The sequence below is a fragment of the Actinoplanes sp. NPDC089786 genome, assembly GCF_040684855.1.
Lineage (GTDB): Bacteria > Actinomycetota > Actinomycetes > Mycobacteriales > Micromonosporaceae > Actinoplanes.
In genome coordinates this window covers 1-24177 of the sequence record NZ_JBFBGU010000040.1, presented here as the reverse complement: position 1 = coordinate 24177, position 24177 = coordinate 1, and the positions used below count along the sequence as shown (strand labels likewise).

23 protein-coding genes and 1 pseudogene are annotated in these 24177 nt (G+C 68.1%); 7 read left to right on the top strand and 17 right to left on the bottom strand.

Features of this window, described 5'->3' with window-relative positions:
* Nucleotides 1-6 precede the first annotated feature (6 nt).
* Nucleotides 7-1137, bottom strand: coding sequence for an FAD-dependent monooxygenase (locus tag AB0O15_RS45820; protein WP_364333773.1), 1131 nt, complete (start codon nucleotides 1135-1137; stop codon nucleotides 7-9).
* Between the two features lie 174 nt (nucleotides 1138-1311).
* Nucleotides 1312-2892, bottom strand: coding sequence for a GMC oxidoreductase (locus tag AB0O15_RS45815; RefSeq protein ID WP_364333770.1), 1581 nt, complete (start codon nucleotides 2890-2892; stop codon nucleotides 1312-1314).
* A 260-nt stretch (nucleotides 2893-3152) separates the two neighbouring features.
* Here AB0O15_RS45815 and AB0O15_RS45810 point away from each other — a divergent pair, with 260 nt between their 5' ends.
* Entirely contained in the window at nucleotides 3153-4475 is a 1323-nt protein-coding gene (locus AB0O15_RS45810) for an ROK family protein (RefSeq protein WP_364333767.1), read from the top strand.
* Here AB0O15_RS45810 and AB0O15_RS45805 read toward each other — a convergent pair.
* Nucleotides 4468-4884: a DUF6379 domain-containing protein gene (locus AB0O15_RS45805; protein ID WP_364333765.1), complete on the bottom strand. Its 417-nt coding sequence runs from the start codon at nucleotides 4882-4884 to the stop codon at nucleotides 4468-4470. The two genes, AB0O15_RS45810 and AB0O15_RS45805, sit on opposite strands and share 8 nt — an antisense overlap.
* 69 nt (nucleotides 4885-4953) lie before the next feature.
* On the opposite strand from AB0O15_RS45805, the gene AB0O15_RS45800 reads away from it, so the two are divergent.
* Complete coding sequence (locus AB0O15_RS45800) at nucleotides 4954-5958, top strand: hypothetical protein (protein ID WP_364333762.1); 1005 nt, start codon at nucleotides 4954-4956, stop codon at nucleotides 5956-5958.
* A 30-nt stretch (nucleotides 5959-5988) separates the two neighbouring features.
* Here the strand turns inward: AB0O15_RS45800 and AB0O15_RS45795 are convergent, their stop codons facing one another.
* The 13 genes from AB0O15_RS45795 to AB0O15_RS45735 form a co-directional block, all read right to left on the bottom strand.
* Nucleotides 5989-6387 (bottom strand): DUF6379 domain-containing protein, encoded by a 399-nt coding sequence (locus tag AB0O15_RS45795; RefSeq protein ID WP_364333759.1) that lies wholly within the window; start codon nucleotides 6385-6387, stop codon nucleotides 5989-5991.
* 9 nt (nucleotides 6388-6396) lie between these two features.
* Nucleotides 6397-7431, bottom strand: coding sequence for a hypothetical protein (locus tag AB0O15_RS45790; RefSeq protein WP_364333757.1), 1035 nt, complete (start codon nucleotides 7429-7431; stop codon nucleotides 6397-6399).
* 10 nt (nucleotides 7432-7441) lie between these two features.
* Nucleotides 7442-8539, bottom strand: coding sequence for a sugar phosphate isomerase/epimerase (locus AB0O15_RS45785; protein WP_364333754.1), 1098 nt, complete (start codon nucleotides 8537-8539; stop codon nucleotides 7442-7444).
* The gene (locus AB0O15_RS45780; protein ID WP_364333752.1) at nucleotides 8536-8931 is read right to left on the bottom strand and encodes a DUF6379 domain-containing protein; all 396 of its coding nucleotides are present in this window, start codon (nucleotides 8929-8931) and stop codon (nucleotides 8536-8538) included. The genes AB0O15_RS45785 and AB0O15_RS45780 overlap by 4 nt, the downstream gene beginning before the upstream one ends.
* Nucleotides 8928-10463 (bottom strand): GMC oxidoreductase, encoded by a 1536-nt coding sequence (locus tag AB0O15_RS45775; RefSeq protein ID WP_364333749.1) that lies wholly within the window; start codon nucleotides 10461-10463, stop codon nucleotides 8928-8930. The genes AB0O15_RS45780 and AB0O15_RS45775 overlap by 4 nt, the downstream gene beginning before the upstream one ends.
* On the bottom strand, nucleotides 10460-11434 hold the full coding sequence (locus AB0O15_RS45770) for a TIM barrel protein (RefSeq protein WP_364333746.1): 975 nt from the start codon (nucleotides 11432-11434) through the stop codon (nucleotides 10460-10462). The genes AB0O15_RS45775 and AB0O15_RS45770 overlap by 4 nt, the downstream gene beginning before the upstream one ends.
* Nucleotides 11435-11453: 19 nt before the next feature.
* Nucleotides 11454-12398: a TIM barrel protein gene (locus AB0O15_RS45765; RefSeq protein WP_364333743.1), complete on the bottom strand. Its 945-nt coding sequence runs from the start codon at nucleotides 12396-12398 to the stop codon at nucleotides 11454-11456.
* The gene (locus tag AB0O15_RS45760; protein ID WP_364333740.1) at nucleotides 12398-13171 is read right to left on the bottom strand and encodes a TIM barrel protein; all 774 of its coding nucleotides are present in this window, start codon (nucleotides 13169-13171) and stop codon (nucleotides 12398-12400) included. The genes AB0O15_RS45765 and AB0O15_RS45760 overlap by 1 nt, the downstream gene beginning before the upstream one ends.
* Nucleotides 13172-13204: 33 nt before the next feature.
* Nucleotides 13205-13576 carry a nuclear transport factor 2 family protein gene (locus tag AB0O15_RS45755; protein WP_364333737.1) on the bottom strand — a complete coding sequence of 124 codons (372 nt, stop codon included), beginning with the start codon at nucleotides 13574-13576 and terminating at the stop codon, nucleotides 13205-13207.
* A gap of 2 nt (nucleotides 13577-13578) precedes the next feature.
* Nucleotides 13579-14415: a carbohydrate ABC transporter permease gene (locus AB0O15_RS45750; RefSeq protein WP_364333734.1), complete on the bottom strand. Its 837-nt coding sequence runs from the start codon at nucleotides 14413-14415 to the stop codon at nucleotides 13579-13581.
* Nucleotides 14416-14418: 3 nt separating this feature from the next.
* Complete coding sequence (locus AB0O15_RS45745) at nucleotides 14419-15357, bottom strand: sugar ABC transporter permease (protein WP_364333731.1); 939 nt, start codon at nucleotides 15355-15357, stop codon at nucleotides 14419-14421.
* Nucleotides 15358-15426: 69 nt separating this feature from the next.
* The gene (locus AB0O15_RS45740; RefSeq protein WP_364333728.1) at nucleotides 15427-16725 is read right to left on the bottom strand and encodes an extracellular solute-binding protein; all 1299 of its coding nucleotides are present in this window, start codon (nucleotides 16723-16725) and stop codon (nucleotides 15427-15429) included.
* 168 nt (nucleotides 16726-16893) lie between these two features.
* Nucleotides 16894-17799 carry a redoxin family protein gene (locus AB0O15_RS45735; protein WP_364333725.1) on the bottom strand — a complete coding sequence of 302 codons (906 nt, stop codon included), beginning with the start codon at nucleotides 17797-17799 and terminating at the stop codon, nucleotides 16894-16896.
* Between the two features lie 88 nt (nucleotides 17800-17887).
* Here AB0O15_RS45735 and AB0O15_RS45730 point away from each other — a divergent pair, with 88 nt between their 5' ends.
* From AB0O15_RS45730 to AB0O15_RS45720, 3 genes are all read left to right on the top strand, one after another.
* Nucleotides 17888-19000 (top strand): TIM barrel protein, encoded by a 1113-nt coding sequence (locus AB0O15_RS45730; protein WP_364333722.1) that lies wholly within the window; start codon nucleotides 17888-17890, stop codon nucleotides 18998-19000.
* A 66-nt stretch (nucleotides 19001-19066) separates the two neighbouring features.
* Nucleotides 19067-19453, top strand: coding sequence for a DUF6379 domain-containing protein (locus tag AB0O15_RS45725; protein WP_364333719.1), 387 nt, complete (start codon nucleotides 19067-19069; stop codon nucleotides 19451-19453).
* A gap of 146 nt (nucleotides 19454-19599) precedes the next feature.
* On the top strand, nucleotides 19600-20505 hold the full coding sequence (locus tag AB0O15_RS45720; RefSeq protein ID WP_364333716.1) for a LysR family transcriptional regulator: 906 nt from the start codon (nucleotides 19600-19602) through the stop codon (nucleotides 20503-20505).
* Nucleotides 20506-20612: 107 nt separating this feature from the next.
* Here the strand turns inward: AB0O15_RS45720 and AB0O15_RS45715 are convergent, their stop codons facing one another.
* Nucleotides 20613-20942, bottom strand: coding sequence for a transposase (locus AB0O15_RS45715; RefSeq protein WP_364333713.1), 330 nt, complete (start codon nucleotides 20940-20942; stop codon nucleotides 20613-20615).
* A gap of 1700 nt (nucleotides 20943-22642) precedes the next feature.
* Between AB0O15_RS45715 and AB0O15_RS45710 the strand changes: the two are divergent.
* Together AB0O15_RS45710 and AB0O15_RS45705 are read left to right on the top strand one after the other, a co-directional pair.
* Nucleotides 22643-23536 (top strand): annotated as a pseudogene (locus tag AB0O15_RS45710) (ScyD/ScyE family protein); the annotation flags it as partial.
* 236 nt (nucleotides 23537-23772) lie between these two features.
* Nucleotides 23773-24057 carry a hypothetical protein gene (locus tag AB0O15_RS45705; protein WP_364333710.1) on the top strand — a complete coding sequence of 95 codons (285 nt, stop codon included), beginning with the start codon at nucleotides 23773-23775 and terminating at the stop codon, nucleotides 24055-24057.
* The last annotated feature ends 120 nt before the right edge of the window (nucleotides 24058-24177 follow it).

Genomic DNA, 24177 nt, shown 5'->3' with positions numbered 1-24177 from the left:
TGCTCCTCAGGCCGGGTCGGCCAGCAGGTGGGACATGCGGCCCATCAGGCCGGGGACGTCGCCGCGCTCGTGGTCGAGCAGCCAGTGCGCCAGCTGCAGGGATCCTTCGACGACGGTCTTGGCGCGCTCGTAGCGGCGATCGGTGAATGTCTGCCACACCTCGTCGGTGAGCGTGTCGGCGGCCAGCAGCAGCTCGGTCAGGACGACGGCGTCCTCCAGCGCCTGGGCGGCGCCCTGGGCCAGCGTGGGCGGGCAGGCATGTGCCGCGTCGCCGATCAGCACGACGCGGCCGCGGTGCCACGGTGCGGGCAGGATGTGACTCTCGAACCAGGTGTAGTTGATCGTCGAGACGTCGGTGAGGTGCTCGCGGATGTCGTCCCAGGGACCGTGGTAGGCCTCGGACAACCCGCGCATGACAGCCAGCGATTCCGCCGGGGTGAGGGTGCTGCGGTCCTGGGCGTCCTCGACGAGGTAGGCGTACAGCGAGTCCTCGCCGGTCGGGCAGTAGCCGGCGATGTAGCACGGGCCGCCGTAGTACAGGTCCGTACGGGTGACGCTCGCCGGGCGGGCGGTGAACGCCCGCCAGATACCCATTCCCGTGCTCGTGGTCTCCAGGTTGATGCCCAGCATATGGCGGGTCCACGACCGGATGCCGTCGGCGCCGACGACCAGGTCGTAGCGGCTGGTGGAGGAGTCGGCGAAGGTGACCGCGACACCGTCCGCGTCCTGTTCCAGGGCGGTGTAGGTGGTCTCGAAGCGGACCTTCGCGCCGGCCGCCGCCGCGCGGGCGAGCAGGATCCGGGCCAGGTCGGGCCGGTGCATCCCGAGGGTGGCGGGCAGATCCGGACCCCCGGTGCGGACGTCGTCGAGCTCGGCGATCAGCGAACCGTATGGGTCCGGTGCGCGCAGGCCAAGGCTGTCGAACGCGTACCCGTGCCGACGTACCTGGTCCCAGACGCCCAGCCGGCGCAGCACCCGCAAGGCGTTGCCCTGCAGGGTGATACCTGAGCCGACCGCACTCGCGTCGGGTTTGATGTCGATCAGGTCGACCGAGACGCCGCCCTCGGCGAGGAGAATCGCTGTCGCGGCGCCGGCCGCGCCGGCGCCCACGACCAGCACATTACGGACTGCTGACATGCCGGATTTCTCCCTTGTTCGGCGGCTGCGATTCTCACCACTGTTCAAGAGCGACCGGCGGTCAGGGAAGAGCGATTCTTTGATGGTCGCCATCCGTTGCGCATATGTGAGTGGGTGGCCGTCGACCGGTGTCCCGGTCAAATCTGGACCGGAATCTGCCGATCACCCCATGGTTCACCGTTGCGCGTCGGCCAGATCGGTGGCCGCTCGGCGAGCACCACGAACGGCGAGCGCGACGCTCATCAGGGTCGGATTCATGGTCGTGGCGGTCGGGATGACGCCGTTTCCGCCGACGACCAGGCCGCGGTAGCCCCAGACCCGGCACCACGGATCGGCGACCGACGTTCCGTCGTCGGAATGGCCGATCCGGGTCGTGCCCTGGTAGTGCAGGCTCGATCCGTTGGGCAGCAACCGCGGCTGGGCGACGAAGGTGCCCAGTGCGGTCCCTGCCCGCCTCAGCTGAATCATGGCTTGCTCGATCTCAGCGCGTTCCGCCGGGCCGAGTTCGTAGTGGATCGTCATGTTGGGGAAGCCGCGATAGTCGAACTCGCCGTCGTCGAAGGTCACGCCGTCGTCGAAGCACGGCCGCTTGCGCAGGCCGTAGCCCATCATCACGTAGCCCCAGCGGTTGCCGGCCTGCGGATCGCTCGGGTCCAGCTGGAACGGTGGATTCTCGGCGTACATGACCTGCGCCGAGTACGGATGGGACGGCTCGGAGAAGGGGATCCGATTGACGGCGGCCACCGGGTCGGCCGGATTGAGCGCCCGGCGCGCCAGCTCGCGGTCCAAGTCGTCCTCGGTGGTGAAGCGGCGCATCTTCGCAGCGTTCAGCGCGATGGTCGAGATCACCACGGGATGCTCGGTCAGATAGTGGCCGAGCGCGGGCGGCCGGATGCCCGACGCCCACAGGAGTTGGGGAGTCCGGAACGCGTCCGCCGCCACCACCACGAGATCGGCCGGGAAGCGGTACGTCTCCCGGGTGCGCAGGTCCTGCACCACGACCCCGGCGGCGACCTCTTCCTCGTGCACGACCCTCCGGACCAGGCTCAGATCGCGTAGTTCGAAACGCTCGGCAAGCGGCGAGCCCTGCTCGATCAAGGGACCTAGGACGGCGTCCACTCCGGCCCATCGCATCGTGCCGTCGGGCTGAGGGTCACCCGCGACCGGAAGCGTGCCGACTCCACGGCCCACGGGCAGTTCGAGGCCGAACTCCTCGTCCAGCAGCGAGCGAATCGCGTTGCCGACCGACGAATCGGCGAAGGCCGCGTCCTGCGCGTGCAGGAGCCGCTCGGCGACCCCGATGAGGTTGTCCCATTCGTCGTCGGGGATGAAGGCGACCCTCTCCGACCCGAAGGGACGCGGGATCGCGCAGGTCCAGTGCGCGCCCATTCCCCCGACGTTGGTGGAGGCCGCGCCGGCCGCGAAGCTCGGCGCGTGCGCCGAATCGGGAGCGCCGAAGTCGAGCAGGTACGTGCCCTGCCGGGCGGTGAACATCCCCTCGGCCACCGCTCCGGTAGGCAGCCCCAGGTTCTCCCGATGGGCACCGGACTGCGGACCCTGCGACATCTCTCGGGCCCGCGCCTTCTGCTGCGGGTCGGTGATGTTGCGCACACACTCGCCGGGGCGCTCAGTGAGCTGCGGACCCGCCTCGAACATCACCACCGACGCGTCCGGCAATCGTTCCAGCAGGATTCGGGCGTAGGTGGCACCGATCGGGCCGCTGCCGACGATCGCGATGACGGGGTTATTGAACACCGATTCTCCTTCGATTTCAGCCGACGACCGCATCCCGCGGGGCGCGGCCTCGCGAAGGGAGGAGATCAGCTTGCGATCTCAGCGTCCGTCAATCTATCGCTTCCGCCCGACTTTGACAAAAGCTAGCCCGACTCGGACGGAAGTGCTCGCCTGCGATTCACCGGGTACTTTTGTCCGAATCTAACTTATGATTGTCATTTGATTGCAGATGTCACAGCCATCGGGACGCAAGTCTGTGGCCAGGTGTGCAAAACTCGGGCATGGCACGACAATCGGCGCTCAGATTCGGCGCGAAGACCGACGAGATGATCAGCCTGCTGAGGATCGTCAACCTCGTCCGCCTCGGTGAGGCGACCACCCGGTCGCAGATCGGCCAGGTCACCGGGCTCGGCCGCGGGGTGGTCACCCAACGGGTCGACCAGGCCATGGACCTGGGCTACCTGGAAGACGGCGACCTCGCCAACCCCACCGGGGGCCGCGCACCGCGTACGCTCCGGTTCCGTGGCGACCAGGGCCTGATCATCGTCTGCGCGCTCGGAGCCCTGCACATCCACGTGGGCACGTTCACCTTGACCGGCGACGTGCTCGACGACGCACACTGCGACTGGGACATCGCCCGAGGCCCGGCCGAAACACTGGAAACGGCCATGTCGATGATCGACAAACTGCTGGCCAAGGCCGGTGACACGCCGGTCTGGGGCGTTGGCATCGGCGTCCCCGGCCCGGTCAACTTCGCCACCGGCAGCCCGGTAGCGCCACCGATGATGCCCGGCTGGAACGGATTCGACGTCCGCCGCCCCTTAGAGCAGCACTATGACGCGCCCGCCTGGGTCGACAACGACGTCAACCTGCTGACCCTCACCGAACGTGCCCGCCGCCGGGACGAGCACCCCGACCTGATCTACATCAAGGTGGGATCCGGGATCGGCGCGGGCCTGCTCTCCCAGGGTCGGATCCACCGCGGCGCCAAGGGAGCCGCCGGCGACATCGGCCATGAGCGGGTGCCGGACGCGGACCAGGTCTGCCGCTGCGGAAAGGTCGGCTGCCTGGAGGCGGTGGCCGGGGGCTGGGCCCTGGTGCGCGACGCCGGGGCGGCCATCGCCGCCGGAGCCACCGGCTACCTGGTCCAGCGAACCTCAGCTGGTGAGACCATGACACCCGAGCTGATCTCGCTGGCCGCCGAGGAAGGCGATGCCCTGGCCGTCTCCCTGGTCCGCAAGTCGGCACTGGTCGTGGGGCAGGCCATCGCTTCGCTGGTGAACATGTTCAACCCGAGCGTGATCGTGATCGGCGGCGCGATAGCGGCCGGCGCCGGGGAGATCTTTCTGGCCGAGGTGCGGCAGCGCGTGTACGCGCACTCCAACCCGCTGGCCACCATCGACCTCAGCATCGTGCGATCGGTGGGCGACATCCGTGAGCCCTTGCGTGGCGGCGCCGAGATAGTCCGCGAACAACTCTTCGACGCGACCTTCGCGCGGTGGTTCGGCCTCGGCCGGCCGACCGTCGACGCGGTTCGCCCGCTCCGCCCACAAGCACCGCCTCGGGCGGGCCCGACCGGCACTTTTGAGCCGCGCGTCAACTGACGTCGCGGGCCGCACTCAGGACCACGGGATGGTCGAGATCCAGGACGGCCTCCAGGTGCGTGGGCAGCACGAGCGGGGCATCCGGCCCACCGGGCAGGTAGGGCACCACGATCCGGAAGTCGACGGACACGGCATGCCGGCCCGGCGCGAGCCGCCGCGGACCCGCCACCACGAGGCGGTCCTGCAGGTACCACCAGGTGTCCCGATCTTCGGCCAAAGACCCGGGAGTGACGTGCCGCTCCCCGAGCGCCACGCCCAGCTCGCCGTCCTCGAGAGTCTGGCCGTCCACCACAACCGTCAGCTCACTGAGGCCCGCCAGCGGCAGGGACCGGATCCATGGCAGCCCGACCCGTAGTTCGAAGCCCCGCTCCGTGGAGCTCAGAGCATCATCCCGAAGCGCCAGTTGCATGCGCTCTCACCTGCCTTTAGTCTTTTTTAAACGTAAGTCTTTCATCTTCCGGCAGAACGGACAACCAGCATGACCGACCGTTCCGCCGGCCCGATCCTCGGTGCGAGTTCCTTCAACTGGACGCCGGACGTCCTGCGCGCCGACCGGGCCGCCCACCAGATCGTCACCGGCATCTGCGCGGACGGGGTCTGCGCGGTCATCGAGCTCGAAGCAGGTCAGGTGTGGCGCTCGTTCCCGGCGCCGGCCGATGAGGAGGTCGACGCGTTGCGGGAGGAGCTGACCGCCGCGAACGGCCGGGTCAGCATCGTCGGTGCCAGCATCGACGAGTTCGCGCTGCCGCTACGGCGGCGTACGCCGGCCGAGCGGCTGGCCTTCCTGGTCCCGCAACTGCTCGCGGCTCGTCGCGTCGGCGCACTCGGGATCCGGCTGCCGATCGGGCAGGCCGGCCGGCCGCTGCTGGAGCGGCTGCAACCGGTCCTGCACGAACTGAACCTGACGCTTTTCGAGGAACTTCAGGGCCCGCAGAGCCCGGCTGACCCCGCGACCGCGCAGGCCCTGGAGACCATCTCAGATCTCGCCGATCCGCGCATCCGGGCGCTGGTGGACATCAGCATGCTGATGCCCGCACTGCCGGTCAGTTACCTCGAGCGGCTGCGCCGCGGCGGCGTCCCCGCCGAGCTGGTGGCGCGGCTGACCAGAGAGTGGCTCGCGCCGGAGACGCCGGATGCCGTCATCGGCCTGCTGCAGTCGGGCGGCGTCCCGCCCCGAATCCACCCGCTCTACCTGAATCTGCTGATCCGCTTCGGGCGGTCCGGGGCCGAGGAACTGCGCGACGTCCTCGACCTGGTCGGCGGTTTCCACCTCAAGTTCTGGGACCTGGACGACGACGGCGGGCGCGTTACCGGGCCGATCCGCGATCTCGGACGGCTGCTCGCCGGAACGGGCTTCAGCGGCACCCTGACCAGCGAGTGGGGCGGGCACGAGTGGCTGCACGACCAGGACGCGACCACGACGACGCGACGTCATCTGGCGCTGGCCCGGGCCGCCCTCATCGAGGGCGGCCTCGCGGCCTGACCGTCGTGTGAGTAGCAGACGGGAGGTGACTCAGGCGAGCACGATCTCGCGTTCGATCGGAACCCGGTTGCTGACGTAGCGCTGCGGGGCAATCTGCATGTAGAGCAGCCGAAGGGTCAGTACAACCTCGATCCTTGCCTTGACTCCCGGCGCGGGGGCCGGGTCGAGCTGGATGATCACGTCCGGCCGGTCACCGACGAACCAGAGCGTCTCCCACTGGTCCGGCAGTTCCTCGACCCGGTAGCTGCGGCTCTGAAGCTCGAACCGCAGCCGGTCGGAGGGGATCTCCTGGCCGTCCACCTTGACGGTGAGGCTGTCCACGGCCGACAGCCAGAGGCTGCGGTACCAGGGCAGTTGGATCGAGACGGCGATGCCGTCCGGGTGCCGGCGGACGTCGGTCTCGGCGAACAACGAGTTGTGCGTGGCCACGGCGCGTCCTCAGGCAATCGATTCGATGGTGCGGCGGATGAGCTTGTGTTGGGCCTTGACGAGTGTGACCGGGTCCGACTCGCCCAGGTCGGCGAAGGCGTGCCCCTCCCATTCGCTGGACAGGTAGCCGGTGTAGCCGCCGTGGACGAACTGCCGGATGATCCGCGGGATGTCCATCGCGGGTTCGTCGCCGTTGTCGTCGATGTCGTAGAACTTCGTGTGCACGTGGAAGATCAGCGGCATGATGTCCGTCCACTCCTCCGGCGCGACCAGGCCGTGCATGTTGAAGGCCAGCCGGGTGAACGGGCCGAGCCGCGCCGGGTCGAAGTCGTGGGCGCGCAGGTAGTCCTCGAACTCCTGGTTGCGTTCGTGCATCGGCACGGGCTTGCGCCAGGTCTGCTCCATCACCGCGAAATGCTCGTCCGGCAGCCCCATCTGCCGCAACGTGCGGTGCAGCGTCGGGGACAGGCTGTGCATGGTGGCGCTGAAGTCGGCGGTGAAGCCCAGCCGGTCGGAGCCCAGGTCGGCGTACAGTTCGCGGATTCCCATGATCTTGTCGTCGTTCGGCCCGGCCGGGGCGTGCAGTTCGTAGGCCAGCCGCTGGTCGTACTTCTCGGCCAGCGGAAGCAGCCGCTGCAGCAGTTCCCGGCCGGCGCTGCGGATCACGACGGTGCGAAACCCGAGTAGGTACGCCGTACGCAGCTGCAGTGCCACGAAGTCGTACTCTTCGTCCGGGGTCATGTCCCGGTCCCGGCGCCGGCCCATGTCGAGGTTGGTGCCCATGGCGCTGGGTTCCAGGCCGAGCCGGTCGAGGCGGTCGCGCCACATCCGGACGAAGTCGTCGTCCACGTTGGGGTAGCTGCGCAGCATCTGCGCGGCGTTGAACTCGACGCCCGGGCCGAGCCCGGAGTCCGCGACCTCCTGCAGGAGGCTCTCGAAGGTGTAGCGCCCGGCCGCCCATTCGGAGGTCAGCGAGTAGAGAGTGATGCCGAGCTTCATCCGGGTGCCGGCGATGCCGGCGCCCGCGGTTGTGGTGGTGGTCATGGTCGGTCCTTTACTTCGAGACGGGCTGGGCGAGATGGCGGTGCAGGGCGTCGCGCGCCTGCGCCGGGTCGACGATCATGCGTGATCCGGCGTGCTGCGCGGCCGAGCGCTGGACGGCCTGCTCGGCCGCGATGATGTCGAACGGGCTGTCCCAGTGGTTCCAGTGCCAGCCCTCGTACTCGCTGGAGATAGCGCCGTGGTATCCGACGTCGACTAGGAGCGCGATCAGGTCGCGTACCGGGACTGACGGCTCCTCGCCGGCGGCGTCGATACCGAAGAACTTGCCGTGGCAGTGGCGGATCCACGGAGCGATCTCGCGCCAGGTGTCGATCGGTGCCGGGCCGAACAGTCCGGTTCCGTTGATCGCGAAGTCGATGCCGAGGTCGGGCCGGCCGTGGCGGTGGGCCAGTTCGATGAAGGCGCCGAACCGCTTGCCGTGTGCGGCCTCGGTCAGCGGCGGGCCTTCCTGGTAGGTCTGGTCCCACAGCGCGCACACGGCCCGCAGCAGTTCCTCGGTCGCTCCGCGGCGGCGGTACGCCTCCAGCAGGGACGGCGCGAAGCGGCTGACGGTGGCTCCCCAGTCGGCGGTGAACCCGAGCAAGGGCGAGCCGAGCTTGTCGTAGCGGTCACGCAGCGCGAGGATCAATTCGTGCCGGCCGTGCTGGTGGGCGTGCACCTCAAGGGCGAGCGTGACGCGGTACCGCTCGGCGACCGGCAGCAGGGTCTGCATGGAGTCGGGGGTGAGCGAGATCTGCACCCGGGCGATCGGGAAGCCTAGCCGGGACGCGGCCTCGATCTGGCGGGTCATATAGGCGATCAGCTCGTCCTGCGACATCAGCCGGTCGGGCCGCAGCGCCCAGTCACCGTTGATCGCCAGGGAGGTCGGCACCAGGCCGACCTCGGCCACCAGGTCGCGGAACCAGCCGACGAACGCGTCGTCCAGCGCGGGAAAGCCGCGGAAGCTGGAGAATCCGATGATCTCCAGGCCGGGCCCGAAGCCCTCGGCGGCGACCTTGCGGATCAGTCCTTCCAGGTCGTACTCGCGGGCGTGGAAGGCGCGGGTGAAGCTGTAAAGGGTGACTCCCTGGATGGGCCGGCCGGGTGTCATCGTTGCCTCGCCTTCATGGTTTTCGAGTCGCGCTCCTCGATTCGCAGTACGCCGTGTGCGGTGACGATGTACGGGATGTAGAGCTTGAGTTCGATGTCCACGCGGTGCTCGGCGTCGCTGGGCTCAACCGGGAGGTCACCCGCGACGACCGCCGAATCGGCCGGGAACCACCATTGGTCCACCTCGTCGAGCAGGTCGGGGATGGCACAGGTGCGGCCGTTCATGGTCCAGCGCAGCGACTCGGGGTCGGCCTGGACGCCGTCTACCGCGAAGGCCACCTCCCCGACGCACGATCCCGGGAGGGCCCGGTACCAGGGCAGGCGGACTTCGATCCAGGCCCGGAAGCCGTCGGTCGTCAGGGTTCCTTGTTCGATGATCCGGTCGGCGATCATCGCGACCACCTTACCAACTGTGGGGCGGTGAGCTTCGCGGCGATCCGGCGGGCCCCGCGGACGGCGAGCGCCACCGAGGTCAGCGTCGGATTGGCCGCCGTGGACGTCGGGATAACGCCGTTGCCGGCCACGTACAGACCGCGCACCGACCAGACCTCGCTGTCCGGGCCGCAGACCGAGGTGCCGTCGTCCACCGTCCCCATCCGGGTCGTCCCCTGGTAGTGCAGGGACGCGCCGAGCGGCAGGGTGATCGGGGCGTCTCCGAGGGGCTCACCGATGGCCTCGCACAGCCGGACGATCTCGCGCCGGGCCCGGTCGAGCATCTCGCGGTCGTGTTCGGTCAGGACGTAGTGGATCTGGATGGCGGGCATCCCGTACGCATCCAGTTCGCTGTCGGAGAACTCGACCCGGTCGTCGGCACGTATCCCCTTGGCGCAGAACAGGCCGACCCCGACGACCGACCCGGGCACCACCGGGTCGTCGTCGGCCAGCGGGACCGGGGACGCGTCGAGCTGCATCACCTGGCCGTGGAAGGGCAGGTCTTCGGTGAATGGCACCCAGCTGACCCCGCTGTGCCGGCTGATGGCGCCGTCCCGGCTCTGTCGGGTCGCGCCCGGCACGGCGCCGCGGATCCGGGCCGCGAAGATCACCTGCGGCTGGTCGTTCAGATAGCGCCCGAGCGCCTCCGGGCGGATCCCCGAGTGCCAGAGCAGTTGCGGCGTACGCAGGGCGTCGGCGGCGACCACGACGTGGCTGCTGTGGATCACCGTGCTCGCCCCGGTCCGCAGATCGCGTACCTGCACCCCGCTGACCTGGCCGTCCGCTACCAGCACCCGGGTGGCCAGGCACTCGTCGTGCAGGCTGAAACAAGGGTTTGCCCGGGTGACGTCGCCCATCACCACGTCGGAGCCCGACCACACCAGGGTGCCGTCCGCAAGCCGGTGCACGGCCAGCGGCATCGGTTGCACCCGGGTCGCCGGGGTCCGTGCGCCGACCGCGGCGGCCAGGCGCTCGCGGACGACATCGGCGAGCGGCGCGTCGTCGAACGCGTGCGTAGTCACCCCGAGCAGCCGGTCCGCCTCGTCCAGCAGCTCGTCGAGATCGTCCAGGAAGCCGATCCGCTCGCTGCCTCCCGGCCGCGGGCAGGCGCAGGTCCAGTGCGCACCCATCCCGCCGACGTTGCTCGACATCGCGGCCATCGGGATGCCGTCCTCGCCGGGGAACGCATAGCCGTCCGGCAGCAGGAAGGTGCCCGGCCGGGCCCGGCGCTCGCCCGACCGCACGGCGCCCGGGCTGGTCAGGGTGGCAGCACCGGCGCCCGGTCCCTCGGACCGGAGCTGCGCCATCGCCCGCGCGTCCGGATCGACGATGTTCTTGACGTGCGCCCCGGGCGGATCGGACACGACCGGGCCCACCTCGAGCATGATCACCCGGGCGCCGGGCGCCCGCTCGCTGAGGATCCGGGCGTAGGCGGCTCCGATGGGGCCGCTGCCGACGATCACGACGTCGACGTCGCCGGGCAGTCTGGTCACGACGCACTCCCGGCCAGGGCGGGCAGCAGGATCTGGTGGAGGTGATAGCCGCTGAGCAGCGCGCTGGTGGCCGGGTGTGGGCTGGGCGCGGTGTTGACCACTACCCAGCCGCCGTAGCCGAGCCGGCCGAGCGCGGCGAGCACCGCCGCCGGATCAACCAGGCCGGGCTCCTCGAGTTCACCGAACCAGCGCGGGATGCCGCGCTGCCCGCCGGACTGCCGCACCGTGAATTCCGCTCCGGGGCGGGTGAATTCGTCGAGTTCGTCGGTTGCCCGGGCGTTCGACAGGATCACGTGCCGCAGCGGCAGCGGGCTGCGCTCGATCTCGGCCAGCGGATCCCGCCCGGCCGCGGCCAGTTCGCCGGTGTCCAGGGCGAGACCGACCAGGGCCGGATCGAGTGCGGCCAGCAGCCGGTCCCAGCCGTCTGCCAGCCTCAGGCAGGACAGGAAGTCGAACCGCAGCGTTGTCGTCACCCCCAGTTCGGCGGTGGCCCGGCCGACGGTGTTCCAGCACTCGGCCAGCGCCTTGATCGCCGCATCGTCCGCTTTCCCGGCGGCGCCCGAGGGTGCGGGGCGGCAGACCAGGATGTCACCCCCGGTCCGCGCGACCGCCTGGGCGAACCAGCCGCACGTCGCCACTACCGCGTCCCGGTTGGCCGGGCTGCGGGCGTCGGCGCCGTGGCTGAGGTCTTCGTGGAAGCCTTGGCCGGGGTCGACGACGTACGCGGCCACGGCCTCCAGTGCGCACGAGCGGACGAAGTCTCCGAAGCCGTCGGCCGAGCCGAAGTTGGCCTCAAGTTGCTGAGGGTTGCCGAGCGGCTGCCAGCGACCGGTGCCGGCGGTCAGTTGGACACCGCTGAAGCCGGCGATCGCGATCGTCTTCAGCGCGCGCTCGTGGTCGCGGCGCCGGACGAAGTCGTCGAACTGCGGTTTCCACTGGTCGATCGCGTATCCCAGTTTGAACGTGGTCATGATGATTCCTCGGTGCGGCTCAGCGGTAGATCCGGGACAGGACGTGCTCGGCGTACCAGCGCGAGATCGCGGTGCTCTCGGCGTAGTCGCCGCCGGCCTTGTTGGCCTTGTCGTGCTCGACGCTGATCCAGCCGCGGTAGCCGTTGTCGCGTACGGCGCGCATCATCGCCTCGAAGTCGACCAGGCCCTCGTCGGTGCCCATCTCGTAGAACCACTTGTCGGTGGTGGGCGCCATGATCTCCGAGTCGGGCCGGTGCCGGTGATCGTCGCCGGAGGCCCGGTTACGGGTGTCCTTGAAGTGGAACCCGGTGACCCGGTCGGCGTAGGCGGTGTAGAAGTCGACCGGGTCGACCGAGGTGATGCAGTGCTGCGCGGTGTCGACGAAGAGGTTGACGTAGCGCGGGTCGGAGCCGGCGTAGAACAGGTCGAGGTCCGGACGGCTCTGGATGCCGCAGAAGAACTCGTGGTGACAGGTGAGTTTGACCCCCCACTGAAGGGTGATCTCGCCGACGGCGTTCCAGAGATCCGCGGTGGTTTTGATCTTGTCGGGGGTCACCGGTTCCATGTCGTAGTAGAGCGTTGCCGGCATCACGATGATGTTGTCGAGCCGGATGCCGGACCAGCGGTCCATCGTGACTCGGAAGTCCTCCAGGATCGCCGCGTGCGTCTCCGGGACGTGCGGCGCGTAGCTACGGGGGTCGTAGTCGGCGGCGTGGAAGGTGTTGACGATCCGTTCCAGGCCGTGCTCCCGCACGAAGTCCTGGTAGTTCGCGACCGATCCGTAGTCACCCGTGATCTGCCAGAAGCGGAAGTCGAAAGTGTCGATCGCGTCGAAGCCGGCCGCCTTGATCTGCTTGAGGAACCGGCTCATCGAGGCCCGATCGTGCCACTGGTCGATCGGACCGGCCGGGCCTGCGGAGCGCCAGTGGTCCATGTAGCTCCACTTGATCGCGCGTTCACCCATCAGGCGTCCGCCGCGATCGAGGTGATGTAGGCGACGGAGGCCGCCGACGCGGTGGCCGGGTAGTACTCCAGGCCGATCGGGCCGTCGTAGCTGCTGCCGCGCAGGCCGGCCAGCCGGGCCGGCCAGTCGATGTTGCCGGTGCCGGGTTCGTGCCGGCCGGGGTGGTCGGCGATCTGCACGTATTGGATGACGTCGGCGGCCGCGGCTATTTCGGCGTCGACGTCCTCGCCCTCGACGGTGGAGTGGTAGAGGTCGTAGAGCACGCCGAAGTGGGGTGAGTCGACCCCACGGGCGATGTAGGCGGCCTCGCCGGTGCGGTCGAGCAGGGCGCCGGGGTGGTCGACCCGGGTGTTGACCGGCTCGAGCACGAGCGTGATGCCGGAGCCGCTGATGTGCTCGACGCCTTTGGTGAAGATCTCGATCAGCTCGTCGAGCTGGTCCTGGCGCTTACGCCCGCCGAAGCCGGTGCCGCTGCCGACCACGATCCGGGGGCAGCCGAGCCGCTGGGCGACCTCGACCCCGGCGTCGAGCCCGGTGAAGAACGGCTCGTGGTTCTTCGGCGGGATCATGAACTGCATCCGGGGCTCGGCGAGCTGGGCGACCAGGGCGATGCCGGTCTCGGCGAGCGCGTCGTGCAGGGCCGGGATGTCCTTGCCGGTGGGTCCCCACATCTCGACGGCGTCGAAGCCGGCGGCCGCCGCCGCACGGACCCGGGCGTGCGCTTCCCCGGCCTCGCTGAACAGCAGGTCGATGTTGGGCGCGAGTCGGTACATGAGGGCATCTCTTTTCGGGTCGGACGCGGGGCGTCAGAACATCGGGTGGTCGTGCGCCGGATTCGCCGGCACGGGCTGCAACACGTCCCAGTGCTCGACGATCCGGCCGTTGGCGAATCGGTAGATGTCGGCGACGGCTGCGGTTGGTTGACCGGGCCGGGTCGCCTTGACATGGACCATGGCCAGGTCGCCGTCCACGAGAATTCGCTGAACCTCGAATCGCGCGTCCGGGGAACCGTCGAACTTGGGGGTCAAAGCCGCGATCGCCGCCTGCGAGCCGTCGGCGATGTTCGGGTTGTGCTGCCGGTAGTCGTCGGCGGCGAGGAACGCGAAGGCGTCGGCCACCCGCTTCTGCGTGTAGAAGAGGTCGACGAAGCGCGCGAAGGCGGCCCGGTGCTCGCTCATGATCAGCCCTTGATCCCGCCGGCGAAACCCTGGATGAAGCGTTTCTGGGCCACCAGGTAGAACACCAGGATCGGGATCATCGACAGGATCACGATCGCGAAGATCTGGTTCCACTGCGAGACCAGCGAGCCGATGTAGTAGTACATCGCTACCGGCAGCGTCTGCTGGTCCGATCCGCCGAGGAAGATCAGCGGCGTGAAGAAGTCGTTCCAGACGATCAGCCCGGTCAGGATCGCGACCGTGCCGGTTGCCGGCGCCATCAGCGGGAGCACGATCCGGAAGAAGACCTGCCCCGGGCCGGCGCCGTCGATCGCCGCCGCCTCCTCGTAGTCCGTGCCCATACCACGGAAGAAGCCGGCGTAGATGAACACCGACAGCGGCAGCAGCAGGCCGCCGTAGAGCACGATCATGCCGGGGGCCGAGCCGGTCAGGTGCAGCGTCCGGGCACTGATGTAGAGCGGGACCGTTCCGAGCTGGATCGGCAGCACGATGGCGATCAGGAACAGGAAGAACAGGGCCCGGCTCCAGCGGCGGGTGTTGCGGGCGATCACGTACCCGGTCAGCGAGCCCAGCAGCACCAGGACGATGATGCTGCCGGTGGTGATGAATAGGCTGTTGGCCAGGCCCACTTTGATGTCCGACTCGCCGCCGGCCGACAGCACATGGCTGAAGCTCTGCAGCGTCGGCGACTTCGGCGGCGCCAGCGCGGAGGTGCTGAAGACCTCACTGTCCGGCTTCAGCGCGGTGGCGATCAGGACGTAGAACGGCGCCAGATAGACCACGGCCAGGAGCCAGAGGCCGATCTCCCGCAGGGCGGACAGTTTCGTGTAGCGGAACATCGCTCACACCTCCGGACGGCCCTGGACGACGCGCTGCTGGATCACCGCGAAGGTCAGGATGATGACGGTCAGGATCACGGCGAGGGCCGCGCCGTAGCCGAAGTTGCCGAGGCTGAAGGCCTGCTTGTAGACCTCGGTGGCCAGGGTCGCGGTGGCGTTGGCGGGGCCGCCGCCGGTGAGGGCGAGGATCTGGTCGAAGATCCGGAGCCCGTTCACCAGCCCGAGCGTGGTGGCGATGGCGATGGCGGGCCGCAGGCAGGGCAGGACGACGTGCCAGGTCCGCTGCCACAGGCTCGCGCCTTCGATCGCGGCCGCCTCCTCGATCTCCACGGGGACGGAGGCGAGGCCGGACATGTAGATCACCATCGCGAACCCGGTGTTCTGCCAGACGACCACCAGCAGGACGGCCCACAGCGCCCAGATCGGGTCGGCCAGCCAGGGCCGGGCCAGGCCGTCCAGGCCGACGCCGGAGAGAATCGAGTTCAGCGGGCCGTCCAGCTGAAAGATGAACTTCCAGATGTACGAGGTGGCGAGCGGGCTCAGCACCACCGGCATGAAGAACAGTGTCCGCAGGAGGTAGCGGGTTTTCAGCACGCGGTTGAGGCCGATGGCCAGCACCACCCCGGCCAGATTGCTGAGGATCACCGACCCGAACGCCAGGAGCAAGGTGTTCCGGAGTGCCGTGAGCTTGGTCGGGTCGTCGAAGATCCGCTCGAAGTTGCCCAGGCCGATCCACTCGAACGAGCCGATCCCGCTCCAGTTGGTGAAGGCGAACGACCCGCCGACCGCGGTCGCACCGTAGTGCATAGCGATCACCAGCAGCGCGCCCGGCAGCGCCCACCACCAGCGCCCGATGGTGTGTACCTTGCGCCTCTCGCCGTCAATCCGGCGCCGAGGGCGGTCCGCCGGCTCGACCGGGGGTGGCTGCACGGCGGTCTTCATCGAATCCCCCGTCGGTATCTTCGCGGCAGTCATCTGGTCCCCAGTCGAGTCAGCGTGCGGTCGGTTCGATCACTGGTCCCAGGCGGCGTCCATCGCCTTGAGGACCTTGTCGACGCTGGACTGCCCGGTGAGCAGGCCCTGGACTCCGGTGCCGAGTGCGTCGTACACGCCTGCGCTCTTCCAGCCGGAGTTGGGCAACGGGGTGTAGTCGCCCTTCTTGAGCAGGTCGGCCACGCCGGCGTAGATGGTGGTGGAGAGATCCTGCTGGTCGAGCCCGCTCACCGGCAGGCCGCCCGAGGCCTTGGCGAACAGGTCAGCCTGGGCCGGGTCGGCCAGCCAGTCGACGAACGCCTTCGCGGCGTCCTTCTTCTTGGAAGCGGCGTTGATCGACAGCGAGTAGGTCGCGCTGGCCACGCCGAAGGCCTTGCCGCCTGCGGTCGCGGGCGGGAACGCTTCGGCCACGAATTTCTGCTCCGGAGCCGCCTTCTGCAGTTCGGAGGCCGAGCCGAGCGGGCCGAAGAAGGACACCGAGGTGCCCTTGGCCATGTTGTTGGTGATCGCGTCGAAGCCGGCGCCCTCGGAGCCCTTCTGGAAGCAGCCGGCCTTGTTCAGGTCGACTATGGTCTGCAGGGTGTCCTGCCAGCCCTTGGTGCCGGCAAAGGTGGTCTGGCCGCTGGTGCGCTTGGTGTTCCAGTCGGGGTCGTCGGCGTATACCCGGGTCGCCGAGATGATCAAGCTGGTGATCCCGGCGTTGGGCACCGTCGACCCGGCCAGCACGAACAACGACTTCTTGGCGGCGGCGGCTTTGCCGCAGGCGGCCGTCACCTCGTCGAGGCTCTTCGGGGCGGCGGTCAGACCTGCGGCCTGCGCGGCCACCGTGTTGTAGACGAGCCCCGCGTAGGAGATGCCCAGCGGCTCGCCGTATGTCGTGCCGTTCAGCTGGAAGAGGCTTTCGCTGCCGGAGGGGATGGTCTTGGTCACCGTGTCACTGAGCGGTTCCAGGAATTTGGCCTCGGCCAGCGGGAGGATACTCCGCGACTGGCCCGAGCCGGCCTCGGTCTCGATCACGTCGGCGGCGTTGCCCGCCTGGAGCTGGGTCCGGACGGAGTCCCCGTAGCTGTCGTTCGGCTTGCCCTCGAGTTTGATCGTCACGTTCGGGTTGGTCGTCATGTACCTCTTGGCCAAAGTCTCGAACGGACTCTCGATGTTGTTGGACTTGGAGTACGTCAGCGTGAACTCGGTCTTGCCGTCGGCGCCCGTGCTCGAGTCCGACGATGGGGAAGAGGAGCAGCCGGCCAGCGCGAGAGCCGCGACGGCCGCCGGCACCAGGAACTTCCGCGGGTGGATGAGGTGGCGGAGATCGTTCATGTCAACCCTTCTGACGTGGTATCGAGCATCGACAAGCCGGATTGCCTCTACCGAGTGCCGCTGCCGACTAATCCAGTCGAAGGCTTACGTCGATATCAGGCATTCTTTTACATGTTTCAAACATAAGTCAATAGGATGACGGGGCGAATACGCTGTCCGAAGCAGGCGTCACGAGGACGTTCCTTTCCTGAAGTCGGTCCAGCCGGGGAGATCCCACGGCCGGGCGAGGGTCTGGGTCAGGCGTTGCTTCAGCTGCTCGGACGACGGCAGGGGTGCCACCCGCCCGTTTGGCTGCCGGTAGATGCGGCAGGTCAGCGCGGGCGGGCCGCCGCCCGGAAACAGATCCAGGCCGCCAACCTGGAAGCTGGGCGATCCGGGGAATCCGCGTTCGGCGGCCTCACCGCTGGTCTGCACCGGGACCTTGCGCACAGCGACCTCAGTGCGGCCCATCGCCTGCAGCGTGTCCTCCAACAGGCTCACGGCGCGGTCATGGCTCGGACAGCCGTCCCACCAGAGGACGTCGACCCGCCACTTCAGCGAGCACCCCGCGGGTGGCGTGGCCGGCTGCTCGACTTCGCCCCCGGCCAGGACGGTGTCGAGCGCGGCCCGCAGCCAGCCCGCCGCCTGACCTGGATTGTCGAAGTCGCCGTCCGGCGCGCCGTGGTAGCGGACGACGCCCGCGCGGTCGGCGACGAAGACCTCCGGGGTGGCGGTGACTCCGAAACACCGAGCGACCTCCTGGCCGGCGTCCTTGACGAACGGCCCAGCCAGCTCACCGGCTGACACCCGGGCCCGCATCGCCTCAAGGGAGTCCCCGGGCTGCGCCTCGTCGGCGTTGCTGACCACCTGCACCACGAGGACGTCGCGGCCGGCGTAGTCGCGGGCGACGTCCTGGATCCGGTCGTGCCAGGCGAGCGCGTACGGGCAGGCGTTCGAGGTGAAGACCACCACCGTTGCGGCCCGCGCGTGCGGGTCGACCGCGACCGGGTGTCCATCGGTGCCGGGCAGCGCGAAGGCGGCGACGGTGTCCCCGGGGGCCAGGCGGTGGACGGCGGTGTCTTCTGCAAGCCCCACTACGGTCTCCTCACAGGCTGGCGCTCAGCTTTGACGGCGCAGGCCGAGTGTCATCCAGGGACTGCGTGCTGGGCAGTTCCAATCAGCGATGGCGCGCATCGGTCCCGGTGATACACCCGCGCCCTGGTCACGCCCGGCTACCGACGCATCGAACTCGTGGATGCCGGGCATCAGCACGTCGCTGTTCCCACCCGGGCGGGAACGACCGCAGAATCGGCGCGTGACGATTAAGCGCGGTGTGAGCCTGTACAGCTACCAGGAGGAGTACTTCCTCCGGACGATGTCGCTCGAAGACTGCGTCGCCCACGCCGCGAGCGTCGGGGCCACCGGCATCGAGGTCATCCCAGAGCAGTCCATACCGGGTTTTCCGCACCTGAGCGACGAGTTCGTCGAGACCTGGTACGGCTGGATGGGCCGGTACGGCACCACCACCTCGGCCACCGATCTGTTCCTGGACACCAAGCGATTTCCCGGGCGCTGGCTGACCCACGAGGAGCAGGTCGCCTCATTCCGGCGCGACATCGACATCGCCGTCCGACTCGGCGCTCCGGTGCTTCGCGCGATCATCAACACGCCCCCCGAGGTGATGCGGGACGCCGCACCGTACGCCGAGGAGAAGGGTGTGCGCCTGCTGCTGGAGGTGCACGCGCCCTTCCACTACTCGCATCCGTGGATCGTCGAGCACTTGGAGGTCATGCATCGCACCGGCGGGCGCGTGCTCGGCCTCATGCCTGACATGGGCACGTTTGTCGAGCGTTTCCCCCGGGTGGTCAGCGAGCGTGCGCTGCGCGACGGCGCCCGCAAGGAGATCGTCGACTTCATCGTGAAGCTCTACGACGACCACGGCGACACGCACGCGCTGATGGACATCGTCCACTACCGCGGAGGCGGGCCGGTCGAGATGGGGCTGGCCCGGCAGGCGACGCATTTCATCTACCGCGACCCGCGCGAGATGCTCCCGCACATGCCGCTGATCGGGCACATCCAGGCCAAGTTCTACGAGATGACCGACGGCGGCACCGAGTACAGCATCCCCTACGACCGCGTCATCCCCGTGCTCACTGAAGGCGGGTTTGACGGCTACCTTTCCAGCGAATATGAGGGCAACCGGCACGTGCAGGATGCGTTGCCGGTGGACAGCCGCGAGCAGGTCCGCCGCCAGCACGCCATGTTCGCGCGGCTCCTGGGCGAGATCGAGTAGCTATGTCCGCCCGGCTCCTCGGCGGGACCGAGGGCGCCGTGCTCCAACCGAGAAGGGATCATCGGCGTGTTCGAGAAGTACATCATCTGCGAGGACGGCTTCCGCACCACAAACGATACTGGGACACGGGGCGTGATGGAGATCCGGATGCCGTATTACCGCGGCCTGGGGCTGTCCATGGTGGAGGCGGCGGATCTGGAGATCGACGGGGTCACCGTCCCGCCGTCCCGGACGACGTTCACCGTGCACGGCAACTCCTATCGGATGAACGACCTGCCGTCGGTGCTGGACGACCGCTGGGAGATGGGCGAGCGTGCGGAGCTCGGGTTCGAACTCGACTCGCCGCTGGCCCCCGGGTCGCACGACGTCGCGGTCACGGTGCGGCTGCGCGTGTCGTACATGCCCGTGCCCAGCGGCGGCCGGGACCGGAAGTCACTGATCCTCCAGTCCTGAACCCGGCCCCTCGCGTACCGAATCTCCCAGGCATGTGTCTCCGAGTGACGCTTCCTTGCACGGGAGTGAGCGTCAGTAGATCATCATGGAAGCAGAACGGATGGAGCGCATCCGTGCCATGAATGGTCTTCAACGGAGTGGACGGCATGCCGCGCAACGTCGATCTCAACCTCATCCGGCCATTACAGGCGCTGCTGGAGGAAAAGAGCGTAACTCGTGCGGCTGATCGACTCGGTCTCAGCCAGTCTGCGATGAGCACGTCGCTGGCCAAGCTGCGACGGCATTTCGGTGACGAGTTGCTGGTACGCAACGGCAACGCCTACGAGCCCAGTCCACTGGCTCGTGAACTACTCGAGCCCGTCTACACCGCTCTGCGGGCGGTCGATCGAGTCTTCGACCGCGAGAGCGCCTTCGACCCGTCAACCAGCGCGCGCGAGTTCTCGGTGATCATGTCTGACTACTCGGCTGCCGTACTGGGCCCCGCGGTGAGTCGCATGGTTGCCGAGCAATCACCCGCATCACGGTTGTCGATCCACATGCTGAACCCCCTGCTGGCGGGGACCGCGGCCGAAACCATGCGGATCCACGATTTGATGCTGATCCCGCACGGCTTCGTCCACGGCCTGTCGCACCGCGATCTCCACGAGGACGAATGGGCGTGCATCGTATCGAGCGACCTTGACCTGCCACACGGCAGATTGACCGCCGAGGACCTGATTGAACTCCCCTGGGTAACGGTCTATTCAGGGCCCACGGCGTTCACCACGGCCGTTCAACAGCTGCGCATGCAGGGAATCGAGCCGCATGTCGAGGTTATCACTGAGAGTTACATGCTACTAGGACCCATCATCGCCGGCACCCGCCGAGTGGCCTTGGTGCAGGAGCGGCTGGGACGGCTACTGGAAACAACGGGGCTGGTGCGGTTGCTTGACTGCCCGTTCTCAGCGGACCCGCTGGTCGAGACCATGTGGTGGCATCCGATGTACGACTCCGACAAGGCGCATCTCTGGCTGCGAGGAATCTTTATCCAGGCCGGCATCGACATCACCTGACCACTTTCGGCTTCCGTGCACGCGAGTGACCCGGACCTGTCACCGCGGTCATGAGCGGTTGACGCCGGCACGCAGCCCAGCATCGCGCCGCGAAAACCCGGTTTCGGCTACGCAGCCGGGGAATATTCGTTGATCATTCTGTTGAAGACATTTCTACGTCGAATCCGCGCAGCGGTCAGCTCCGTGACCGGAGCTGGGGACGTCTCCAGGGCTGGTGGACGTTGCCCGCCGCCTTGATGTGGCCGGTGCTCGTTGTGGTGCCGGACGTATTCTTCCAGCGTGGCGCGCAGGTGCCGCGGGTTGTAGATCAGGATCCGGTCCAGGCATTCCCGGCGTACTGTGCGTACCCACCGTTCGGCATACGCGTTCGCGCGGGGAGCCCGCGGCGGCGTCCGCACGATCTCGATGCCCTCGGCAGTGAACACCTCGTCGAACAATCTCCGGCCACGAAAATCTTGCCAGAGCCAGTTCAGTGCAGAGCCGCGTACGCCAAATATGCAAAGGACCGGACGCAAAGCGCACACGATGCTGCGACGGCAATGACCCGGGTGGCCTACGTCCGTCGCTCACGATGAGCAGTCGGTAGGCGTGAGATGGCGCCCGGATCGGCCGGGTAGCGACGGCGCATTGCTGCGCCGCCGCCCCCTCAGAACCGGACGTGCACGTTTCCATGCATCCGGCTCAAGCAAGCCCGCGAAGATCGGTTGAGTCGACGCCGTACGGTGCCAGCTCGGTGAGCGGCAACGTCCTCAGGTCCGTTCACCACCCCGGAGGGGCGACGTCTAACTTGCCCAGTCGGTACCGGCCTCGTCGTCATCATCACTTTCACGGGCCCACCTGACCCGCGTCAGCCCGCTTTCGCGGCCGGACACCAGGCCCGGTATCCGGCCAGTTATCCGAAACCCGCTAGTAGAAGGGCCAGCACACGGGGTCTCGTTTCCTGCCGCCTTTCGGCCACCGGCATTCGCTTCTCGGGTCATCCTGTTCCCGCCGAGGGACTGGGCCTTCCTCACGGTCGGCTTACCACCCACCAGCAGTGGGCGGACCCCGTCGGGGTTTCCACGTTCCACACTCACGAGCTACGACCGGGGTGGGTGCCCTCTCTACTCCGGGGACCAGCGGTGCTCTCCTGACCAGATGCCGTGCCCGGCCAGCGCCTACCACCTCTCGGGCGGCCCGTCCCAACACCCCGCCTCAACATCCCATCGCACGGAGCCACTATTCACGGAGCATCAACGAAGGTTCACGCAATTCACCCGTCCGGTCTGCCCCTCACCCGTGACCTCCACGATGGGACAGAGATCCTTCGGCTTTCCCCCGGGCTTCGCACCCCGCCGTTACCAGCGACGCACGCCAAGGAAGGGGCCAGGCAGCGAGCACGCGCCCGGGACTACACCACCGACATCACGCCGGTCCTCCTAACTGCGAGCCCACTCGCAAAGTGCGACGCCGTGTCGCAACGGCAAATGAGTGTGGCCCCGTTGTCCAACTGACGTTGCTAGCCTTCCCGCCGCGAATGAAGGCGGAGAGGAATTGACGCAAAGGCCTTGTCGTACGTGGAACCCGCCTGGCGGTTGGCGGTGGTGCACGATCAGCCGCTGTCGTGCCTGAAGGTCCGTGCGGAGCATGATGAGATGGAGACCGAGCCCGTGGGCCGGCTCTCGGAGAACTTCTCGACTTTGCTTTCCGTCTGCCCGGTCCCCAACCTCGGCAGTTGCTCGATCGAGCCAGACCAGCGCCTCTTGCCCGGATCCGGACGGTCTCAACGAATGCCCGCCCATGTACCGCAGTTGGTCTCAGTACCTGCGGGATACGACTCCGGCTGATCGTCTGCGGTGGTGCGCGGCGGCAGGCGACGGCCGGCCCTCCGGCTCGATCCGCGACTGACTCCGGTGGCTTTCCGCCATCCGCCCTCCGGCGCACCCGGACGGGCTCAGGATTACGGCATGGTCATTGAACGTACGGCGAGAGCACTGGCCGTTGCCGGGACGAGTGCGGTGGTCGTCCTGGCGGGGGTGCCGGTGTCAGCGGCCGTCCCGCCGGTGCGGACCATCGCCGCTGAGCTGGACGGACCTATGGGCCTTGACGTGCTGCACGCACGGCGTGCCCTGGTTCCGAGTCCGTCTCCGGCAAGGTCACCTCCATCGACCTGAGCACCGGTGTCAAGACGACCCTGATCTCGGGCCTGGCCCGTCCGGCCGGGGTCACCTCGTGGTTCGGCAAGATCTTCGTGGCGCAGGGGGCGCCCGGGCCCGGTGAGCCGGCCGGGCCGAAACCCACCTTCCCCCCGGCCAGCATCCTCAAGGCCGACAAACACGGCAAATATGTACGCGTGCACGCCGACCTGATGGCGTACGAGTTGAAGCACAACCCGGACGGCCAGAAGCAGTTCGCGCCGGACGGCAAACCGTACGACGCGTTGTCCAACCCGTTCAGCATCCTCGGCACTCCCTGGGGCATCCTGGTCGCCGACGGCGGCGCCAACGCCGTCCTGAGCGTGGATCCGAAGTCCGGCAAGATCCGTACGTTCTTCGTGCCGCCGAACCCGAAGACGCCTGAGTGCCTGGCACCGGGCGCGCAGGCCAATCCCGGCACGGTCGGCTGCGACGCGGTGCCCACCGGCATCGCCGTCTTCGAGAACGACGTGTACGTGTCCACGCTCGGCGGCGAGAAGCCCGGCGCGGCGACGATCTACAAACTGGACGGCCGCACCGGCGAAATGGTGAAGAGCTGGACCGGGTTCACCTCCCTCACCGGCATCGCGGTCTCGCCGCAGGGCACCGTTTACGTCTCCGAGGTGTTGCACGGCGCCCCGGCCGGCAACGGCCCGCCGCCGCCTGGTTTCCCCGCGAACGTCGGCCGGCTGACCCGGATCGCCGGTGACACCGTCACCCACGCCCAGGTCACCATGCCGACCGGCGTCGAATTCCACCGCGGCCGCCTGTTCGCGACCACGTGGAGCATTGCGGCCGGTTTCAAGGTCGAGCACGCGGGGCGACTGGTCGAGGTGCCGGACGGCGCGTTCAGCTGACGGTCGAACCGGGCAAGAGGGTACCGGCAAGAGCCGGTACCCTCTTGCTGTCCCACGCGTTTCCGGCTCGGCCCGAAGTTACGACAGCCTGCGCGCGAGGCTCACGGCGACACCGCCGAACCCGAGCAGCTCGAACTCAACAGCGAGCTCAGCCTCGCCAGCGACCGCAAACGCTGGCTTGACCGCACGTTCGAATCGCGGCAAATGAGGACGCCGGACGACGGTACTCTTCCGCCGTGCCGACTCGCTTCTATCGCCGTCCTTGGGCCGAGACCCGAGGCGATGAGTTCAACGATTGGGGCCACTCGGTCTGGTGCTTCGAGGTCGGTGATGACGGCTGGCCTATCCGCCAGGTCGAGGTGTACGAAGCCGGCCGCGTTCTGCGGTACGGCCCCGGCCGCCAAGAGGACAGCTACGGCGGACTCGGCGAAGCGAGCCTCTACGACTCGGGCGAAGAGTGGAGCTGCTTCGAGATCACCGAAGCCGAGTTTGAGCGGGCGTGGAACTCGGACGGAGAGTGACAGCCCTGCCCTCATCAGTTCCGGACCGGCCGGGTAGCGACGGCGCATTGCTGCGCCGCCGCCCCCTCAGAACCGGACGTGCACGTTTCCATGCATCCGGCTCAAGCAAGCCCGCGAAGA